The sequence below is a fragment of the Vibrio sp. genome, assembly GCF_047973365.1.
Taxonomy (GTDB): domain Bacteria; phylum Pseudomonadota; class Gammaproteobacteria; order Enterobacterales; family Vibrionaceae; genus Vibrio.
In genome coordinates this window covers 14657-33564 of sequence record NZ_JBKEBW010000110.1, presented here as the reverse complement: position 1 = coordinate 33564, position 18908 = coordinate 14657, and the positions used below count along the sequence as shown (strand labels likewise).

Here is an 18908-nt window from a genome sequence, read left to right as displayed (position 1 = left end):
TTATTGTTTATCGTTTGTGACCGGTATGGAGTTTGCCTTCGAGCCAAATCGAGTATCTCGACATGCTAAAGCAGAACACCCAGAACACTAACGCGACAAATACGTAACTTTCTGTAGCGAAACCAAGCCAACTTGGGTCAGTGTTTGATGACTGACCAACACCAAGTACGTCAAACATACCGATGATGAGTACCAAACTGGTATCTTTAAATAGACCGATAAAGGTATTTACGATGGATGGAATCGTGATCTTTAAAGCCTGTGGAAGAATGATGAGCCCCACTTTTTTCCAATACGTCAAGCCTAAAGCATCGGCTGCTTCATACTGACCCTTAGGTATGGCTTGTAAACCACCACGAACCACTTCTGCCATATACGCTGAACTAAACATCACCACGCCAATCAAGGCTCTGATCAGTTTGTCTGTTTCTGAACCTTGCGCAAGGAACAGCGGCAGCATAACTGAAGCCATAAACAATACTGTAATAAGTGGTACACCACGCCAAACTTCAATGTAAATAGTACATAGGCTGCGGATGATTGGCATATTAGAGCGACGTCCGAGCGCTAAAACCACACCGATAGGCAGTGAAACAACGATACCAACCAGAGCAATAATAAGCGTGATTAGCAATCCACCCCATTTATGGGTTTCAACCACGGTTAGGCCAAATACACCGCCGTATAACAATGCCGCAATTAAGAATGGGTAGATGTTGACGAAGAACAGCCAAATCCAAGTACGCTTTGGCGTTTTGTCGTAAGCAATTAAACCAACGAGTACCGCTAGCGTGAAGAAGAATAGACGAGGGCGCCAAAGCTCTGCTTCTGGGTAGAACCCGTACATGTATTGTTGCCAACGGACGCTAATAAAAACCCAACAAGCGCCTTCACCAGTACACGCATCGCGAGTGGTACCAACCCAATCTGCGTTAATAAATGCCCAGTTGAAGATGCTCCATATGCCTTGAAGCGCGAAGTAAGCCAATATGATGGTTACAATGGAGTTGGCTGGGCTGTTAAACAAGTTTTTCTTAAACCAGCCGATAAAACCTGTGGTTTTAACTGGTGGCGGAAGACTTGGTTGAAATTGATGTACTTTCATCTTATCTCTCCACCAATGCTACTTTACGGTTGTAGATGTTCATCAATAGTGATGTGAGCAAACTTAGTGCTAAGTAAACACCCATTGTCATTGCGATAATTTCAATCGCCTGACCTGTTTGGTTGAGCGTGGTTCCCGCAAATACCGAAACAAGATCTGGAAAACCAATAGCCATCGCTAACGATGAGTTCTTAGTTAAGTTCAGATATTGGCTAGTTAATGGCGGAATAATGATTCTCAAAGCCTGCGGAATCACAACTAACTTCAATGTCTTAGAACGCGGTAAACCTAGCGACATTACCGCTTCTGTTTGACCATGGCTAACAGCATTAATACCTGAACGGACGATCTCTGCGATAAACGAAGCGGTATAAATCGTTAACGCTAGTAATAGCGCTGCCAATTCAGGAATGATGCTGACACCTCCTTGGAAGTTAAAGCCTTTCAATACAGGGTATTGTGCAGAAATTGGTGACCCCATGGTGAAGTAAGCAAGCAAAGGCAACACGACACACAAGCCAAGAGCGATTTTTAGCATCGGGGTCTGTTGACCCGTTAAACGTTGCTTGTTTTTAGCCCAGATGCTAATAGCAATGGTTGCTATTGCACCTAAAATGAAAGTTCCAACCACAACACCACTTCCTGCTTCGAAAACAGGTTTGGGTAGAAATAGTCCGCGAACGTTTAAGAAAATAGCTTCGCCGAAGCTTAGGCTTTGGCGTGCTGATGGCAGCGTTTGAAGTACTGCGACATACCAAAACAAAATTTGTAGTAGTAATGGAATATTACGGAATGTTTCGATATACACAGCAGCCAGGCGGCTAACTAACCAGTTAGTTGAGAGACGGGCAATACCTAAGATAAAGCCCAACATCGTAGCAAAAAAGATACCTAATATTGATACCAGTGCCGTATTAAGCAGACCAACAAAAAACGTACGTCCATACGAAAATGTTTCGTCATACTCAATCAGAGTTAAACCAATCCCAAAGCCCGCTGGCTGATCCAAAAAGGCAAAGCCTGTAGCTATACCACGAGCACTAAGGTTGGTTAACGCATTGTTGATAATGGTATAGAAGAAAAAGACCAGAGCCGCGATGGCGATCGCCTGGAAGACAATCGAGCGAAAAGTAGGATTGTATAGAAGGTTGGTGCTTTTGCTCGAAGGTACTGATACCTTCTGCACCGAATTTGTCATAGGTTTCATACAGCGATAACCTCTTTATCCATTTAGACAAAGGGCGGCTTTACACCGCCCATTTCTTTCCATATCTATAAACGGAGAGGAATTAACGAATTGGTGGAGCGTACATGAAGCCACCCGCATTCCATAGTGCGTTAGCACCACGAGCAATTTGTAGTGGAGATCCTTTACCTACGGTACGTTCAAAACTCTCACCGTAGTTACCAACTTGTTTAACGATTTGGTAGCCCCAGTCGTCACGAATACCTAGGCCAGAACCTTTAGGACCATCTACCCCAAGAATACGTTTAACTTCTGGGTTATCAGACTTCAACATTTCATCTGCATTAGCAGAAGTGATGCCGTACTCTTCAGCGTTGATCATCGCGTTAAGAGTCCACTTAGCAACGTTGAACCATTTGTCGTCATCTTGACGAACAACTGGACCTAGAGGCTCTTTAGAAATGATTTCTGGTAGTACAACGGCTGAGTTTGGATCTGCAAGGTTTAGACGTAGTGCATATAGACCGGATTGGTCAGTTGTTAGAACGTCACAACGGCCAGTATCGAAGCCTGCAGCAGTTTGAGTCGAGGTATCAAATACAACTGGCTTGTAGCTGATGCCGTTTGCACGGAAATAGTCAGCAAGGTTTAGCTCTGTAGTTGTACCAGATTGGATACAAATAGATGCGCCATCAAGCTCTTTTGCACTTTTAACACCTAGATCTTTCTTAACCATGAAACCTTGACCGTCGTAGTAGTTTACGCCAGCAAAGTTCAAACCTAACGCCGTATCACGTTGAAGTGTCCAAGTGGTGTTACGCGATAGAATGTCAATTTCACCAGATTGAAGTGCAGTGAAACGCTCTTTAGCTGTAAGTGGTACGAATTTTACTTTCGTTTTATCACCAAGAACTGCAGCAGCTACTGCTTGACAGTATTCAACGTCAATTCCTTCCCATTCGCCTTTAGCGTTAGGGTTAGAGAAGCCTGGAAGACCAGTACTTACACCACATGACAGAACACCAGCAGCCAATACTTTATCTAAAGTACTTTCTGCTGCCGATGCTGATGTTGCTGCAAAGGCAGAAGATGCCGCTACAACTGTGGCAAGAAGTGTGAGTTTATTCGCCATTTGTATCCTTCCTGTATGATCCATGTTTGACCAGGTGATCCCTGATACAAGCTTTATAAATGTTGTGTTTTATAATTAGTTTTGTGATTGAATTGCACTTTCTTGTGCATTTAATAATCAATCGTTTATAAGCGTAGATATAAAGCGCGGATTTCTCAAATACATAATTTAAAAAAGATTTTCGATGGAAATCACATACCTAAGCTAGGTTTAGAATGTCTAAATGTTGTTCCAATGTAAATAGTGCAACCAGGCTCATCATTGGTGCAACAGAATGTCTTCGGGACAATTGACTAAACGGTTAATATATAAAAATAGCGTTGTAAGAATATTCCTATATTTTTATCTATTAACTGCTCAAAATTCAGTCATTAATTATTTGATGTATGTTTGCTAGTGCTTTTGTTGCACCTTTTTTGTTAGCATAATCGAATAGTTATTTACATTGTGATGAAAAATAAATGCAATATTTTCCGCTGTTTTTAGATCTCTCAAATAAAGCCGTTTTAGTTGTTGGTGGAGGCGAAGTCGCATGCCGAAAAATTGACTCGTTATTACGTGCCGGTGCTCGTGTCACAATCGTTTCTCCTCAAATCGCTGACTATTTGCATTCGCTGGTCGAACAAGGAAAGTGTGATTGGATTCAAAACTTCTACTCACCCAGCGTGTTAACTAATCGCTTCGTACAGGTATGGGCGACAACAGACAACCCTGATCTTAATCATCAAGTCTATAAAGATGCGAAAAATATCGGTGTGTTAGTCAATGTCGTGGACGATATGCCACATTGTGATTTCATCACGCCTTCAATGATAGACAGAGGCAGAATACAGATTGCGATCTCGAGCGGTGGCGCATCACCAGTGCTTGTACGTAATATTCGCGAAACATTGGAAGCGGTATTGCCACAAAATTTAGGTCTACTCGCTGAATTTGGAGCTTCTAAGCGAACATCAATAAAAGAGCATCTGCCGACAGTTGATTTACGTCGTAAGTTTTGGGAAGTGTTTTTCTCATCAACACAAGTGAAGGACGCAAGTTCACGAGAACAGTTAGAAGTCCTGTACGTTGCGGCTTTAGAAAATGAGATAGAAAACCACGGTGATGTCACATGGATAGAATACGGCAATGATGTTGAGCTTTTGCCGCTGAAAGCACTTCGGTACATGCAGCAAGCAGAGATGATTCTGTTTGAAAAAGGCTGTATGTTTGATGTGATTGATCTTTGTCGTAGAGACGCAGAAAGGGAAGAATTTGCCAGCTCTGCCCATTTGGGAGAGCGTTTAAAACAGGTTAAATCAGCGAGAAAGCGTGTTTGTGTCTTGGTATCTAAGCTTACTCAAGAATTTTCTTTGCTTCACAGTCAACAAAGAGTGATTAAGCCAGGTAGCGAAAAGAAATAACTAAAGTATTCGTTAATACAAGCTGTTAGAGTTTTATTTGTTCACTCTGATAGCAAAAGGGCTGAATACCACGGTTGGATTCAGCCCTTTTGTGTTTAAGAATTTTGATTACAAAACGAACTTTTCGATTGCCACCGCAACGCCGTCTTCATCGTTGCTCAAGGTAATGTAATCAGCAATGCGTTTTGTTTCTTCCATCGCATTCGCCATTGCAATCCCCATCCCAGCATATTCAATCATATGATGGTCATTTTCAGCATCACCCATACACATAACCTGACTAGCTGGTACGCCAAGATGATCAGCGATGGCTTTGATTCCTACACCTTTGTTGCTCTGAGTGTTGAGGAACTCTAAGAAGTGTGGGGCACTTTGCACCACAGTGAATTGTTCATGCATATGAGCTGGAATCTTCTTGATAGCAGCAGATAGCAGACTCGGCTCAGCCACAATCATGGTTTTTATGATTGGGTGATCATCTTCGAGTTCAGAAAAATCCATTTCGGTGATTTTTAAGCCGTCATTAATTGTCGATTCAAGCTCAGTGAACTTGCTGATACGTGGAGTGATCAGACCGTGAATTTGGCTAAATGCATGAGTATTGACGCCAAGCTCCTGTGCAAGTTTAGCCACGGATTTCGCGGCTTTACCATCGATGATTTGTTGATAGATAACTTCGCCAGTGGCTACATTCTGAACCATTGAGCCGTTGTAGTGCAGGACGTAATCTTGGTCTGACGTTAACTCCAGTTCTTCTAGTTTGCTGCGCATACCATCAATAGGGCGACCTGATGCAAGTACTACTCGTACCCCTTGCTCTTTGGCTCGGGCAATAGCCTGTTTGGTACGTGGTGTAATTTGTTTCTGGCTATTGAGCAGAGTGCCATCCATATCAAGGGCAATGATTTTGTACATGAGATACCTGAAATGCGTTAATTTGGAAAAGAATATCTATAATTTATGACAGTTTGCTCGTTTATCATGTAAAGCGCAAAACAAATTACATCATTCGTTTTGAACTCGACAGTCACTGTCTTGTGTTTAATGAACATGATATTTGTGATTTCGGCGAGGTTTAAATTGACCTCAGGCAGACCTTCTATTATGGTCTGCGGCTGCGATTTTTCGGAAAATTGAATTAGGCACCTTACTTTGTACAAAGTTAATGAAATGTTTGAAACGATACAGGGAGAGGGCGTATTTACTGGCGTTCCGGCTGTTTTCGTTCGTTTACAACAATGCCCGGTCGGTTGTGCGTGGTGTGATACTCAGCAAACGTGGCAAGCCGAAGAGAAAAACCAACAGTCTTTTGCGCAGATTATTGTCAAAACTGGTGAATCTCCTAATTGGTGTTCAGCAAGCGCTGAGCAGATCGTCGCTATGTATCAATCACAAGCTTATACCGCTAAGCATATTGTCATTACTGGCGGCGAACCTTGTATTTACGATTTGCTTCCTCTGACGCAAGCGTTTGAAGCGATTGGCTGTCGATGTCAGATCGAAACCAGTGGCACTTATGAAGTGCAAGCATCCAAAGATACATGGGTGACAGTGTCACCAAAAGTGGCAATGAAAGGTAAACTCCCCGTTATTCATTCGGCTTTGTTGCGTGCCAACGAGATCAAACATCCTGTGGCTACCGACAAAGACATTGGGAATTTGGAGCAACTGCTGCAATCTGCCAACGTGCCTAATTCAACGGTGATTGCTTTGCAACCTATTAGCCAGAAGCTTCGAGCAACTCAACTGTGTATCGATACCTGTGTGGCGCGAAATTGGCGGCTATCGATTCAAACTCACAAGTATCTCAGTATTGCCTAAAGGAATTTACCCATGAAAAAAGCGGTTGTCGTATTTAGTGGTGGTCAGGACTCAACAACATGTTTAGTCCAAGCTCTGAAAGACTTTGACGAAGTTCATGCGATTACATTTGATTATGGGCAGCGCCACAAGCTCGAAATTGAAGTGGCTCAGGCATTGAGCAAAAAGCTCGCTGTTACTGCGCACAAAGTATTAGATGTTGGCCTGCTAAACGAACTGGCGATCAGTTCTCTGACTCGTGATGATATTCCGGTTTCTCATGAACTTCAGGACAACGGTTTGCCAAATTCGTTTGTTCCTGGTCGTAACATTCTGTTCTTAACATTAGCGGGTATCTATGCCTATCAAATTGGTGCTCAGACGGTCATTACAGGTGTGTGTGAAACCGATTTTTCAGGCTACCCAGATTGTCGTGATGAATTCATCAAGTCGATGAACAGCGCACTCGTTAAAGGAATGGATCGTGAACTGGAAATCCGTACTCCGCTCATGTGGTTAAACAAAGCGGAAACGTGGGCTCTCGCTGACCAATACGAGGCGTTGGATCTGGTGCGTAATGAAACACTGACTTGTTACAATGGCATTATTGGCAATGGTTGTGGTGATTGCCCTGCCTGTCATCTACGTCAAACTGGGCTGAATGATTACCTGGATAATCGCACCGCAGTTATGGCTGCTTTGAAACAAAAGCGCAATCAATAGAGTCTCTGCAAGCATCAAAGATGCAGTTCTGTCTTTTTTGTTTGATCTTGAAAAGTGCCTGATCCAAAACTGAATAGAGCTGATTGAAGTCGCTGATTTGTCCTTCCGTTGCCAAAAAGGTAAAACTGGTGGAGACATACAGCGGCTTTTTGTTTCCAGCATCATTGGTTTGGTATGAGTATGGCTTTGATGTGACAGCTTTATGTAATGTTTCTACCCGTTGTTGTACTTCGTACAGTTCGACATTTCTTAATACAAGCATAAATTCGTCACCGCCTAAGCGCCCCCAGAAATCCTCTTTGTTCAGACTCAGCTCAACGGTATCTGAAAGGGTTTTTAACGCCTGATCACCGATCGAATAACCGTGTATGTCGTTAATTAACTTGAGATTATCAATATCAAAAAGTATTACTACATTACTTGTTGCTTGAATTGGATAGGTTTCTGCACTTTTCAGCTTGTTGATGAAAACTGTTCGATGAAGGGCGTTGGTAAGGCCGTCCATTTGTTGATAATTCTTTAAGTTAGTGGCCTTATGCACCAGATACGCAATGATCATCAACAAGAATAAAATCATCAGCAAAGTATAGCGTTGTTCTTGTTTTAGACGTTTTATATTGACATACAACTGTTCGTTCCGTGCGAGTAACTCAGAATTCAATAATTTTTGCTCTAGCGATGACGTAGACTGGTCAAGCGCTTCTAGTGCTTTGAAGTGTTCTCGATCTCGAATGGTGATTTCATTTGCAACGTATTGACGATAGTAGGCGAGTGCGAGTTGATATTTCCCACTCTTATCTGCGATTTTCGCTAACTGTCTTAACGTCTCTGTCAAGGTTCTAATATTCTGTGATTCTTCCGCAAGCCTTTTAGCTCTTAAGGCGTAGTATTCCGCTTGTCTGTAGTATCGCTTTTGAAGATAAGAATTGGAGAGCGCTAAAACAACATCAGTGTTAAGACGTATATCTTTGTACTGGGTAGCATAGTCGAGCCCCTTTAGAAGTTGATTGATACCTTCGTGGAACGATCCTAGTTCAGTATATGACTTCCCCAGTCCAAGGTGAACATAAGCCAGACTTTGCACATCGTTGTGCTTCAGGTGAGCCAAGCGTGCTTTGTTAAAGTGGCTAATGCTTTGATGTAGGTCTCTTTTGTGATAATAGACCTCTCCTAAGCTATGTTCAGTTTGTGCAATACCTTCATCATTCTGATTCTCAACATGCAGTGTTAGGGCGCGATATAGATAAGTTAACGCTTGTTGATATTGTCCTAATGTGCAGAGCAGAATTCCGATGTCATTAAACACTTTTGCGGTTTCTTTGGCGGTGTGGTTGCCTTCCGGAACTTCATCCAACAGACGCTTGTAGGTACTTAGCGCTCCTTTGTAATCGCCAATATTATCGAGATTTTTAGCCACCACACTGAGAATTCGATGACGAGGGATGATGGGGTCTGCATTTTCGTCCAACCTCAACTGTAGCTGTGTACAGTAATTCTGGCTTTGCAGATAATTGCCCTGAAAATTTAACAGTCGACAAAGGTGATATTCAAAAAAAAATGTGCCATCACGGTCTTGTCTTAGTTTCATTTGAGAATAAAGCTCTAGATAACTATTGACCGCGTCTGAAAAACGTTTGTTTTTCTCATGATTAAGCGCCGCTATGTAACGCTGTTCTTCATCGCTGTAAGTCAGCAGAAATGTGCTCTTATTGGCAAAATAGTGTTGGTCTTTATTGGTCATAAACTCATGAATGCGCCCAGCAATATAGAGTTTTTCTACACTAGGTGGCAGCGATGCGTATCTATCTTTTAACAGTTGCAATACTAAATCTGGATCTCTATTTATTGATTTATTGACTACGGCTTCCCATTGAGCTCTTTCGCTGGCATGAGCTATCGATAGAAAAGTACAAAGAGATAACAAAAGTATGGTTGAGCAAATACGGAACATTGAGTGCATTTATGGCGGTGTGGCGAAAAAACCTGAACACTATATGCACGTGAAAATCGGCTCTCAATTGGTTATTTTAGTTCGATAATAATCTGTGAAATGTGCCGAAATTCACTTTAGATAAGTTGCATTTTAAAGACGAATTTCGTTTTAACCTACTATACCCTTCCTACTTGAAGCTGCAGCGGTGTTGTCTACGTTCGTTCACCCCAATCACATAGTTTATCTATGCTCATGGGGATTCACTCACTTGCCGCCTACCTACAACTCCAAGTAGTTTGGGTATAAATTTAAATAAAAAAGTATTAGGGATGCGAAAGTTCTAACACTATTTGCAAAGTCAGTGGATAATGCCGCGAAAATAATCGGGTCTATTGATCTTTACTTTTAGTCATTGCGAGGAAATGCCTTGAACGCAACTGATATCATGAGTCAGTTTAACCGTTATGAGCGAATGAATATTGAGATTCCTGGGTGGGAAATCTGCGCAGATGAATCAATTGTCAGAGTGGTTTCTCCTGATGTGGATGGAAGTTTTATTGCTTATTTCAATCTCGAGGATTTGCAAGCGCCTAATGTCATTGAACAGCAGAGGGATTATTTCTATCGCCTAGGTAAAAACTTTGAATGGAAAGTGTATGGTTTCGATACGCCTAGCGATATCGAACATATGCTGCTAGACAAAGGCTTCTACCAAGAGGAAGAAGAGTCCTTTATGGTGCTTGATCTGACGACTTATGACTCGTTGCCAGAATTTCAAACTCAGTGTGTGGAAGTGTTTGATGTCTGCGGAATTCGCGATGCAATTGAAGTGAAACGACTTCAGACTGGTGAAGATTTTAGCGCTTATTATTTACATTTGCTTAATCTGAAACAAACTCGTCCAGACCATATCCGCATCTATGTTATCTATGACCAAGGGCAGCCGGTCTCATCTGCTTGGGTGATCTTTAATAATGATCAGTCGCCGTTTGCTGGTATTTGGGGGGGAAGTACAGTACAAAGTCAGCGCAGGCGTGGTCACTATCAAGCACTGCTTAAACAAAGGATTCGTGACGCGATATTAGCAGGCAAGAAGTATTTATATATTGATGCATCCGCAATGAGTCGCCCAATTGTGGAAAAATATGGTTTTAAAGTTATCTCAACAACGGTTCCTTATTTTTATCGACATCCAAACTTTTACTAATGTTTTATAAAACAATTATTTGCAGAGTAGATAATTCAGAATCATTAAAGATCCTGAACTAAGATCGCATTCACAAACACTGTGTTAATAACCAGTGTTTGTGTTGACAATTAAGTAACCTTGACTATACTGTATACATAAACAGTGCTAGAGGAGGTAACTTATGTTGTTAGAAACATTAGAACGCATTAACCGCCTACGCCAAGAGGCGATGTCTAACCCTGATTTTATTGAGCTGGCTAAAGAACACGAAGCCACTCTCAAACATGTTGAGCAAGAATTTGAACCGAAACGGTCTCGACGCCATACCACTAAACACAAAAACAAATCACTAGCCGATATTTATAAACAATCCGATTTCGGCTCAAATCCTTCAGGTGTTCAGCATTAATCGCAACTGTAACCTATGTTCATTCGCTGCTGCACCACTACTGAAAAACAGTGATAAGAAAAAGGCTCATGTGTAATCACATGAGCCTTATGTATTTGTAGTGGTCAACTGAAAGGGAGAGCATCTCGAAATCTAATTTAGTGACTAAAATGCTAGATTTAAAAGTCAGCTTTTTTCACAAAATATGGGTTGGTGTATTTACGTTCAGGTCCAAATTGTGATGTGACTAATTTATTCCACAAGTTCTTGTCAAATTGTTCTTTAGGAATCGATGGGTAGAGCGTTTCTACTTCTTCCCAAGCATAAACCATCAACTCTTTCTTTTTGATTTTGTTGTATTTATTGACGATGTCGTTGTACTTACGCATCCACTCAATTTTGTACAGACGCAAGGCCGGTTCAGCTTGTTCAAGCGGAACTCGAGACAAATATACGCGTTTATACGACACTTTCTTATCAATCATGGTGAGCATCGTTGTTTGAATATATTTGCCATGATGAGTAATCGAAATATCATCTTCAGAGAACGGCGTTAAACACCAACCTCGTGGAAGGAAAGCTGCTTTTTGAAATTGCTTGTTACGAGCAAGCAGAGCTTCATGCAGAACAATATCCGAAGTACCACGGAATGTCGCTTGCCATTTGGCAATACGAACCTGAATAGAACCCGGCAGACGATAAACGTTAGTAAACTTATCTTTATCCATTAGCTTTCACAATCTTTGAATCATGCTGTCAGAGAATTAGTACGAAAGTTATTGCCATTTCGAATGTTAAGGTAGTGAGGTCACTCTATACCTTGGGGCGCATATTCTACAACGGTTTATAGTTTAAAGGCGAGCCTCAATACGTGCATTTTATCGTCTAATTGAAAGAAAACAGTGATGAAAACGACTGAAGAACGAGGAATTTTGTATCGTTTGATTTCAAAGCTGTGCCTATAAAGTCAACCGAACCACAAAATACTGACTTGGATTCGGCTTTATTATCCAATTTCTGCAAGGTTAATGGGGGATGAGTGTTAGACCGTGAGGTAGCGCATCACCAAAAATACGTTTCGATTCAGTTTCACTTAGCTCACTCACATTTTTTACCAATTGGATCCAAGCCTCTGGTGCTCGACTTTGTTTAAGTTTTTCCAGTACAGAAGTTCTGCAGTCATCTGAAATGTCTAACGTTCTATCGCCGGTCTTTCTACAAATCATTACAGCGGCAAACGCGATCATTGGCTCTTTAACCCAATCTTTATCCAATAGCTTTGGTAACCATTGCTGAACTTGTTCGCGGGACACAACATTATGTGTACTGCCGTAAAGTTGTTTTCTGGACAGAAGACGACCGACTGCCCACCAGTGTGCTTGTTCAAATTGAGTTTGATTCAATGCCTTACTAATAAACCAAGTTGCTAACAGTACTTTGTCTTCCACATCCAAATGTTCTAAAGATGCCGCCAGACGAACCATGGCTTCATAGCCTTTGTCTTGTGCTTCTTGATGGGACTTAGGATTACGAGCCGCGCCCGGATGCAAATATTTGGCAATGTCCGCTAACAAGGTTTCTTGCTGCTCTTGGTTTAAACCTCCGGCGATACGTCGCCAGAATACCCACCAGTCACTCCAACTCTGATGGTTTTGGAACTGAATGCCTTGTTGGTATAAACCCCAAATTTGTTCGATTCGCCAACTATCAGTGGCATCGCCAAAACCTGGGCGCAATGCAAAACCCGCTAATCGTAACCAGTTTTTTTCATGTTGTTCAGAACGACGACGACGTTTTCTACCTAATGCCAAAGTATCGAATAGCGAACGCAGAACGTCAAAGTCCCACTCGTCGCGCTTACCGAGCAATTTCTCCAGATCTTTGTTCAAGGTTTTCACGGCGTTGCTATCAGCGCTGTTTTTATTGCCGCTGTATATTTGCGTCACCAGTGTTTTCGCCTGTTCAAGTTTTGGATTCGGCTTAGCCAACTCTTCATTAGTTTGCTGATGGTTATTATTACGAACTTCAAACTCCATCAACCAGCGTTTAGTTTCATCGCTGGTGGATAGACATTCCATTTTCAGTGTACCGACTTCAGTAAGCTGGCAGGCGAGGAGTACTTCTTCACGCTGCTTTTGGTTGGCTTGCAGTTGAATGTTTTCATCACCTTGTAACGAGGTGATGTAGGGGGGTAATGGCTGGAATTTATCCGCGTCAATATCAACCAAGACACCATTTTGTATTCTGATGTCGTTAGCTATTTGGTCGTGCGTTGACGTGAGCAGGTTAAAACGTACAGGCATGCCTAGCGTTAATGAGAAACGACGACTAGTTAATCGAATCTCTTGACCTTCCTCTGTTCCTTTAGCCAACAGGCATAGGGCTTTACCCATGCTGTTTTTTTCTTGCAGATGAAGGAAGTAAGAGCGAGCCGAGCCGCCACCAATTTTAAGTTGAGCACCACGACGAGCTTTAGCAAACGCTACCGCTCCGAGAGCTACAGACCAGTCAGGATGCGGATTATCAAGTTGAGTAATACTCGTACCACGCCAGTGAGCGAGTAAATTCTTCATGCGCTCTGTAATCAGTTCGCTGTTGAACACACCTCCATTGAGCAACAATCCTACAGGGATAGAAGGCTGGTCAGACTCGATTTCGTTAAGCGCGGCTTTTGATACTTGCTGATGTTGAGTCAGAAATTCAGCGACATGTTTACTCACCGCAGGGTCGGCAACATAAGGAAGACCAAATTCCATCATGGCGCTACGGCGTTTATTTGGCAACCGAGAGAAATCGGAAATAGGGAAGAAACCATCTAAAGCGATTTGGTGTACTTCTTCTTTGTTGAGGCTTACGCTTTTTGTTCCACCAAGTAGCTTGGAACCACTACCAAGCATGGTTATTTTAACGGATTCTGGAGCGTGACTTGAGAGCAAGTTTTCTTTTGCTTGCCGTGTCTGCTGTATCAGTTTCGTCAGACCTGCCGCTGTCAGTTTTTTCGTTTGATTAAATCGACTTTCTGCTAAGTGTGCGAGCGCTAGGTCGAGGTTGTCACCACCGAGCATCAAATGTTCGCCCACGCCGATACGGTTAAGAGCCAAATTACCATTATCAAATTTTGCTTCAATAAGACTTAAGTCGGTTGTGCCGCCACCGACGTCGCAAACCAGAATCAATGGGACTTCAGCTAGCTGCTCACTTGCAGAATCTTTGTGTCGGGAATACCAGTCATAGCAAACTGCCTGAGGCTCTTCCAATAAAATGATGTTCTCTAACCCAGCAAGTTTCGCTGCCTCTAGAGTGAGTTTTCGCGCAGTCTCATCAAATGAAGCCGGAACAGTAACGACCACTTGCTGATTTTCTAATCGATTACTTGGATGTCGGTAGTTCCATGCCTGACGAATATGATTTAGGTAGCTTGCACTTGCCACCACAGGGGAAACCTTTTCAACATCAGTTGCACCCGCCCAAGGAAGAATCGCTTCTGAGCGATCAACCGACGGATGAGATAACCAGCTTTTTGCACTGGAGACTTGACGACCTTCGACTTTAGCGCCTAAATCTCTCGCCCATTGTCCAATAATGGCAAGATCAATGTCGCCAGTAACAGGTTTGTTATCCCAAGGAAGCGTTAGGTCACTGGCAGCAATTTGTCCCGGTGCCGGATGATAGCGGAAGGAGGGTAACAGTGGTTTTCGGACAACTTCGCCAGGACCAATCAGTTGGTCGATCGGAAAAAGTTCTACAGCGGCGTGCTCAAGATCTTCCGTTATTTCACAGAATGCGACCACCGTATTGGTGGTTCCTAAATCGATCCCGACAAGAAAACGTGGTGCTGCCATTTAGAGAAACCTCGTTAGAGCCTTTGTTAATTAAGAGACTATAATAGACAAACGGCATCGCTAGGGGATGCCGTTTAATCGTTAGTATTATGAATCTACGGATTCTTGGTTGGATTCTCTTACATCGAACTCAACATGCCATTTTTGACCATTGTCTGCTGCAATCGCTTCAAGATAGAGAGTACCTAGCTCTGTTACTCGCGAAGCGAGCGTGACAGGAACGACTTCGCCTTCTCGACGTCCTTGTGACACAGTAAGTGTTACTTGAATTTCAGGTAATTGCTCTAGCTCTTCTGGAGCCCAATAGTCAAGGTGAGTACCTGCTGTATCCTCACGGCGAGTCGTTGAACCGTAGAACTGGAAGTGAACTGGCTGACCAATGACTAGACCAAACTTTTGGTTGGTAACTTCAACATGGGAGCCTTCTTCCATACCAAATGGTGCGACACATAAAGCTTCCATCGGTGGCGCCATTCCCGGAATTGCAGGCATAGCACTTTCGATACCGACGTAATAGGCTGAAGCGATACCACCGCGAATTCTAACACCTTGACCACGGCGGACATTGCCGTAGTATGCGGCGCCGCTAGCAACGGCTAGATCAAGATCCAGACCCGACAGACGTTTTGCCTGTGGGGCTTGTGCGCTGCTTAACCACTCATTAATGGTGTTAAACAGACGATTGGCTAACAGGTCTGATTTAAGCACACCGCCGTTAAACAAAATTGCGTTTGGTTTAATGAAGTCTACAGTAGGCGTAGACATGCCCGGTATGCCTGCCATATTGAATGGAGTTTGCTCGCCATAGCTCTGACTGCTTGTATCACTGTGTCTTTGAGCATCAGCTTGTTTTGACAGGAAAGCTGCAATGTGACGAGTAATACCCGCATCTTGCGCATAAGGCAGACCCATATGTGTTAATGCGCCGCGTGTTTTCTGAATTGGATGGTCAGAAATTGCAACTTGCGGGAAGAAGCCGTCAACCAGCGTTTGTTGAACTTCTTCTTTGGTCAGTTGCGTTTTTAACGTCGTTCCCAACAGTTTCGAACCGCGGCTTGGTACCACAATCGGCACAGATTTTAGCTCAGAATCTTTTAGAAGCGCTTCTTTTGCATCACGGCAAGTGTGTGTTATTGCTTGAACTTGCCAAAGTTGTAGCTCTTTGCCTTCCTGAGCCAGCTTCATTTTTAGACGGTAAGCAAGCGCAAGGTCCATATTGTCGCCACCAAGCAGAATATGCTCTCCAACTGCAATACGGTTCAGTGAAAGATTGCCCTGATCTTCGGTGACTTCCACCAAAGATAGGTCAGTGGTACCCCCACCGATGTCAACCACCAGAATCACTTCACCAACTGACACTTCATTGCGCCATGCATCGGCACTATTGTTGATCCAACTGTATAGCGCAGCTTGCGGTTCTTCTAACAGAGTTAGCTGGGTGAACCCTACATTACGAGCAGCTTCAGCAGTCAGATCACGCGCTGCCGGGTCGAAAGATGCGGGGACAGTAATCGTGACATCTTGCTCTGAAATAGGATGAGTAGGGTGCTGATGATCCCAAGCTTGTTTAATGTGTTCTAAGTACAGCTCAGTCGCACGTAATGGTGAAACTTTTGCCACCTCTTCAGGACTGCCTTGTGGTAGAAATGCTTCGCGTCGGTTTACACCTCCGTGGCACAACCAAGATTTCGCACTTGCCACCAAACGAATCGGCGTTTTGACACCAAGGTTACGAGCAATAGCGCCGACTAGAGCGGGTGGTCTGTCAGTCCAAGGCAGACGTCTTGAAGACTCAGACATCTCATGCTCATGCGGCTGATATAAAAAAGATCCGAGCTGATCACGTGTTTCCACTGTCCCCGGCGCTGTCATCTGAGCGATGCCCATGACATTGACGGTTGGGTTTTCTACTTGAGTATCCACGTAAGCAAGCACACTGTGGGTCGTGCCTAAATCAATACCAATACTGAATTTTGCGTTTTGTTCCATTACAGCTCAACCTCAGCTGGCGCAATGATAGAAGTGTCGTAGTTTTCTGCAAGTTTTGGCAGCGTCATCGAATCCGCTTTCCAGCCTTTGTGGATCAGAGTGCCAGTAAATGGCGCTGAACCTGAAACGTTACCAACTAGACGCACTTGTTGAGCGTTAAAGCCTTCTTGCAGAGTGATACGTGTGTCTTCTTCTTCACTACGAACAGGAGAGAGAGCCACATACTCTTTCAGTACTTTTTGACCACCTGCGTGAATCACACGTGTTGCGGCCCCCACTTCCTCATCAGAAAAACCAGTTACGTCTTCTTTTAGGAAATCAATCAAACGAGCTTCCTGTTGGAATAAAGAAAGTAGCTGCATTGCTGAATCTGTATTTGCCGTTGCCAGTTTCGATTCAACTTCAACGACTCTTTCGACGATTTTTTCTACTTCGACAACCTTCTCAACTTCTACAATCTTCTCAACAGGTTTTTCGACTTCAACAATTTTCTCGATAGGCTTTTCAATCACTTTCTCAATCACTTTGGATTTGCGAGATACGGCAATCAGAAGAAGTAGAACGCTAGACGCGGCTAGACCAGCATGAAGCATATCGAAGGTGGTTGGAATGGCGTTTAAGTCGAAGTTCATGATGAATTCTCTATAGATTAATAATGCAGATAATGTTGAACAAAAGCACTTGCACTATTGGATAAAAGTTAGCAGAAAAATAGGGGTGGATCTTATCATATTCAAGGATTAAGACTTACACAAAAGCGGTTTTCTCACTATTAATCTAGTTCAATAGTCTATCTTTTAAACACATTTGAAGAATTGAAAAGCGAATGAATGTGCTTAAGATGCTATGCAGAGCAAAATTGCGTTTGAACGTCGAGTTTTTACTTTCGTTCAGGTAACATAGCGGCTTTTCCGTTTTAGATTTTCAGTTTTAAAAGAAAGGGACTAGATTTATCAATGAATTATAACCGTGTTGTTTGCTTCGATTTGGAAATGTGCTGTTGGAATGAAAACGGAGTGGGCACGACTGGCGAGATCATTGAAATAGGACTGGCTGAAATTGATTTGTCAGCAGGTGAAATTGTCAAACGGGCTCAATATTATGTGAAACCTGAACACGATGAGATTTCACTGTTTTGTAGCGAGCTGACAGGCATCACGCCAAGAAAGGTTGAAAAGCAAGGCCGTCCATTGGCGGAAGTACTTAAATCAATAGTAAAGAACTTTGGTGGTCCGCATAAAATCTACGCTTCTTGGGGGCGAGATGATCAGATCCTACTTAAAGAGTGCCAACAAAAGGGCATTGAAGTCCCGTTTAAAGAGTTCCTCAATCTTGCCACTATTTACCGGGTTCAAAATCGTCTTAAAGATAAGCGTATTGGACATCGTGCGGCTCAAGAAGGTAAAGGTATTGAGTGGGAAGGTCGCCAGCATTCTGGATATGTCGATGCCTACAACTTAGCGAAGCTTGCATTAACTATGCTTTGACAAACCCTATCGTTATTCCAGAATTTTCTCATTCCCACGGTCCCCTGAAGTGACCCCCAATAATTGGTTGTCCAACTATTGGGGGTCACTTCAGAGCATGGGAACGAGGATTCTCTTAACTGATTGGTATTACATAACTGATTGGTATTACACACTGCGGTGCCCCTTGTGGTATCTGTCGCCGTTTATTGTTTATTGGCTGTCATCAATTTCGCGCGAATAAACTGATGGTGGTCTACGTAGAGTAGTTCTGAGGCTTTACGGATAACCGCGTCTTCTAACGGGTCGATTTCGCCGTCGGCATGGGCGACTTCCCACATTGCTTTGATCAGTTCGAAACGCGTTTCCTGTGAAAGTTCGCGCAATTGGGAAGTGAAATCGTACAGTGAGGCAGACTGTTTAATTTGTTCGTCTGCTTTGTTCACTAGCAGTTGTGCTTCCATGTCATCCAAGCTGAGTAAACGTTGAACCAGATGCAGCTTGGCTTCTTGCTCTTTACTGTCCGTTTGGTAATCGGCACCTGCAACTTCACTTAATAAACAAGCAATCGCCAGATTTGGACTTTGTTGTTGGCTAAGATCTTGCCCTTCAAGTAGCTGTTTAAACAAAGAAGTAATTGCGTTGAACATAATAAAATCTCGCTCGCTTATTCAGATTGTTCGGTCAACAGACCTTAATATAAAGACCAATATCACAATAAACAGTTCACTAAATCTAGCTTGAATGACGAA

16 protein-coding genes are annotated in these 18908 nt (G+C 43.0%); 6 read left to right on the top strand and 10 right to left on the bottom strand.

The genetic code is table 11. From position 1 onward, the window contains the following. Positions 1–7: 7 nt before the first annotated feature. The 3 genes from ACK5MF_RS14170 to ACK5MF_RS14160 form a co-directional block, all read right to left on the bottom strand. Positions 8–1105, bottom strand: a complete 1098-nt coding sequence (locus ACK5MF_RS14170) for an amino acid ABC transporter permease (protein ID WP_416923248.1) — start codon at positions 1103–1105, stop codon at positions 8–10. Between the two features lies 1 nt (position 1106). Next, a complete protein-coding gene (locus ACK5MF_RS14165) occupies positions 1107–2312 on the bottom strand; it encodes an amino acid ABC transporter permease (RefSeq protein ID WP_416923247.1) in 1206 nt (401 codons plus the stop codon). Positions 2313–2394: 82 nt separating this feature from the next. After that, a complete protein-coding gene (locus ACK5MF_RS14160; RefSeq protein ID WP_416923246.1) occupies positions 2395–3423 on the bottom strand; it encodes an amino acid ABC transporter substrate-binding protein in 1029 nt (342 codons plus the stop codon). 461 nt (positions 3424–3884) lie between these two features. Here ACK5MF_RS14160 and ACK5MF_RS14155 point away from each other — a divergent pair, with 461 nt between their 5' ends. Then, positions 3885–4826, top strand: coding sequence for an NAD(P)-dependent oxidoreductase (locus ACK5MF_RS14155; RefSeq protein WP_416923245.1), 942 nt, complete (start codon positions 3885–3887; stop codon positions 4824–4826). Positions 4827–4934: 108 nt separating this feature from the next. Here the strand turns inward: ACK5MF_RS14155 and yidA are convergent, their stop codons facing one another. Beyond that, positions 4935–5741, bottom strand: coding sequence for a sugar-phosphatase (gene yidA, locus ACK5MF_RS14150; RefSeq protein ID WP_416923244.1), 807 nt, complete (start codon positions 5739–5741; stop codon positions 4935–4937). 237 nt (positions 5742–5978) lie between these two features. On the opposite strand from yidA, the gene queE reads away from it, so the two are divergent. Both queE and queC read left to right on the top strand, forming a co-directional pair. Beyond that, positions 5979–6647, top strand: a complete 669-nt coding sequence (gene queE, locus ACK5MF_RS14145) for a 7-carboxy-7-deazaguanine synthase QueE (RefSeq protein WP_416923243.1) — start codon at positions 5979–5981, stop codon at positions 6645–6647. Positions 6648–6659: 12 nt separating this feature from the next. Next, positions 6660–7349, top strand: a complete 690-nt coding sequence (gene queC, locus ACK5MF_RS14140; RefSeq protein WP_416923242.1) for a 7-cyano-7-deazaguanine synthase QueC — start codon at positions 6660–6662, stop codon at positions 7347–7349. Here the strand turns inward: queC and ACK5MF_RS14135 are convergent. Further along, positions 7315–9171 carry a diguanylate cyclase gene (locus ACK5MF_RS14135; RefSeq protein WP_416923241.1) on the bottom strand — a complete coding sequence of 619 codons (1857 nt, stop codon included), beginning with the start codon at positions 9169–9171 and terminating at the stop codon, positions 7315–7317. The two genes, queC and ACK5MF_RS14135, sit on opposite strands and share 35 nt — an antisense overlap. Positions 9172–9709: 538 nt before the next feature. Here ACK5MF_RS14135 and ACK5MF_RS14130 point away from each other — a divergent pair. Next, entirely contained in the window at positions 9710–10489 is a 780-nt protein-coding gene (locus ACK5MF_RS14130; RefSeq protein WP_416923240.1) for an N-acetyltransferase, read from the top strand. 163 nt (positions 10490–10652) lie between these two features. Then, on the top strand, positions 10653–10880 hold the full coding sequence (locus ACK5MF_RS14125; RefSeq protein ID WP_416923239.1) for a hypothetical protein: 228 nt from the start codon (positions 10653–10655) through the stop codon (positions 10878–10880). Between the two features lie 158 nt (positions 10881–11038). Here ACK5MF_RS14125 and ACK5MF_RS14120 read toward each other — a convergent pair whose 3' ends face one another. The 4 genes from ACK5MF_RS14120 to ACK5MF_RS14105 form a co-directional block, all read right to left on the bottom strand. Then, positions 11039–11587 (bottom strand): hypothetical protein, encoded by a 549-nt coding sequence (locus tag ACK5MF_RS14120; protein WP_416923238.1) that lies wholly within the window; start codon positions 11585–11587, stop codon positions 11039–11041. A gap of 297 nt (positions 11588–11884) precedes the next feature. After that, positions 11885–14701 (bottom strand): Hsp70 family protein, encoded by a 2817-nt coding sequence (locus ACK5MF_RS14115; RefSeq protein WP_416923237.1) that lies wholly within the window; start codon positions 14699–14701, stop codon positions 11885–11887. Between the two features lie 87 nt (positions 14702–14788). Beyond that, positions 14789–16690, bottom strand: coding sequence for an Hsp70 family protein (locus tag ACK5MF_RS14110; protein ID WP_416923236.1), 1902 nt, complete (start codon positions 16688–16690; stop codon positions 14789–14791). Continuing rightward, a complete protein-coding gene (locus ACK5MF_RS14105) occupies positions 16690–17322 on the bottom strand; it encodes a DUF2760 domain-containing protein (protein WP_416923235.1) in 633 nt (210 codons plus the stop codon). Before ACK5MF_RS14105 ends, ACK5MF_RS14110 begins: the two co-directional genes overlap by 1 nt. Before the next feature lie 324 nt (positions 17323–17646). Between ACK5MF_RS14105 and ACK5MF_RS14100 the strand changes: the two genes are divergently transcribed. After that, on the top strand, positions 17647–18177 hold the full coding sequence (locus ACK5MF_RS14100; protein ID WP_416923234.1) for an exonuclease domain-containing protein: 531 nt from the start codon (positions 17647–17649) through the stop codon (positions 18175–18177). 185 nt (positions 18178–18362) lie between these two features. On the opposite strand, the gene ACK5MF_RS14095 is transcribed toward ACK5MF_RS14100, so the two are convergent. Next, positions 18363–18806: a TerB family tellurite resistance protein gene (locus tag ACK5MF_RS14095; RefSeq protein ID WP_416923233.1), complete on the bottom strand. Its 444-nt coding sequence runs from the start codon at positions 18804–18806 to the stop codon at positions 18363–18365. Between the last annotated feature and the right edge of the window lie 102 nt (positions 18807–18908).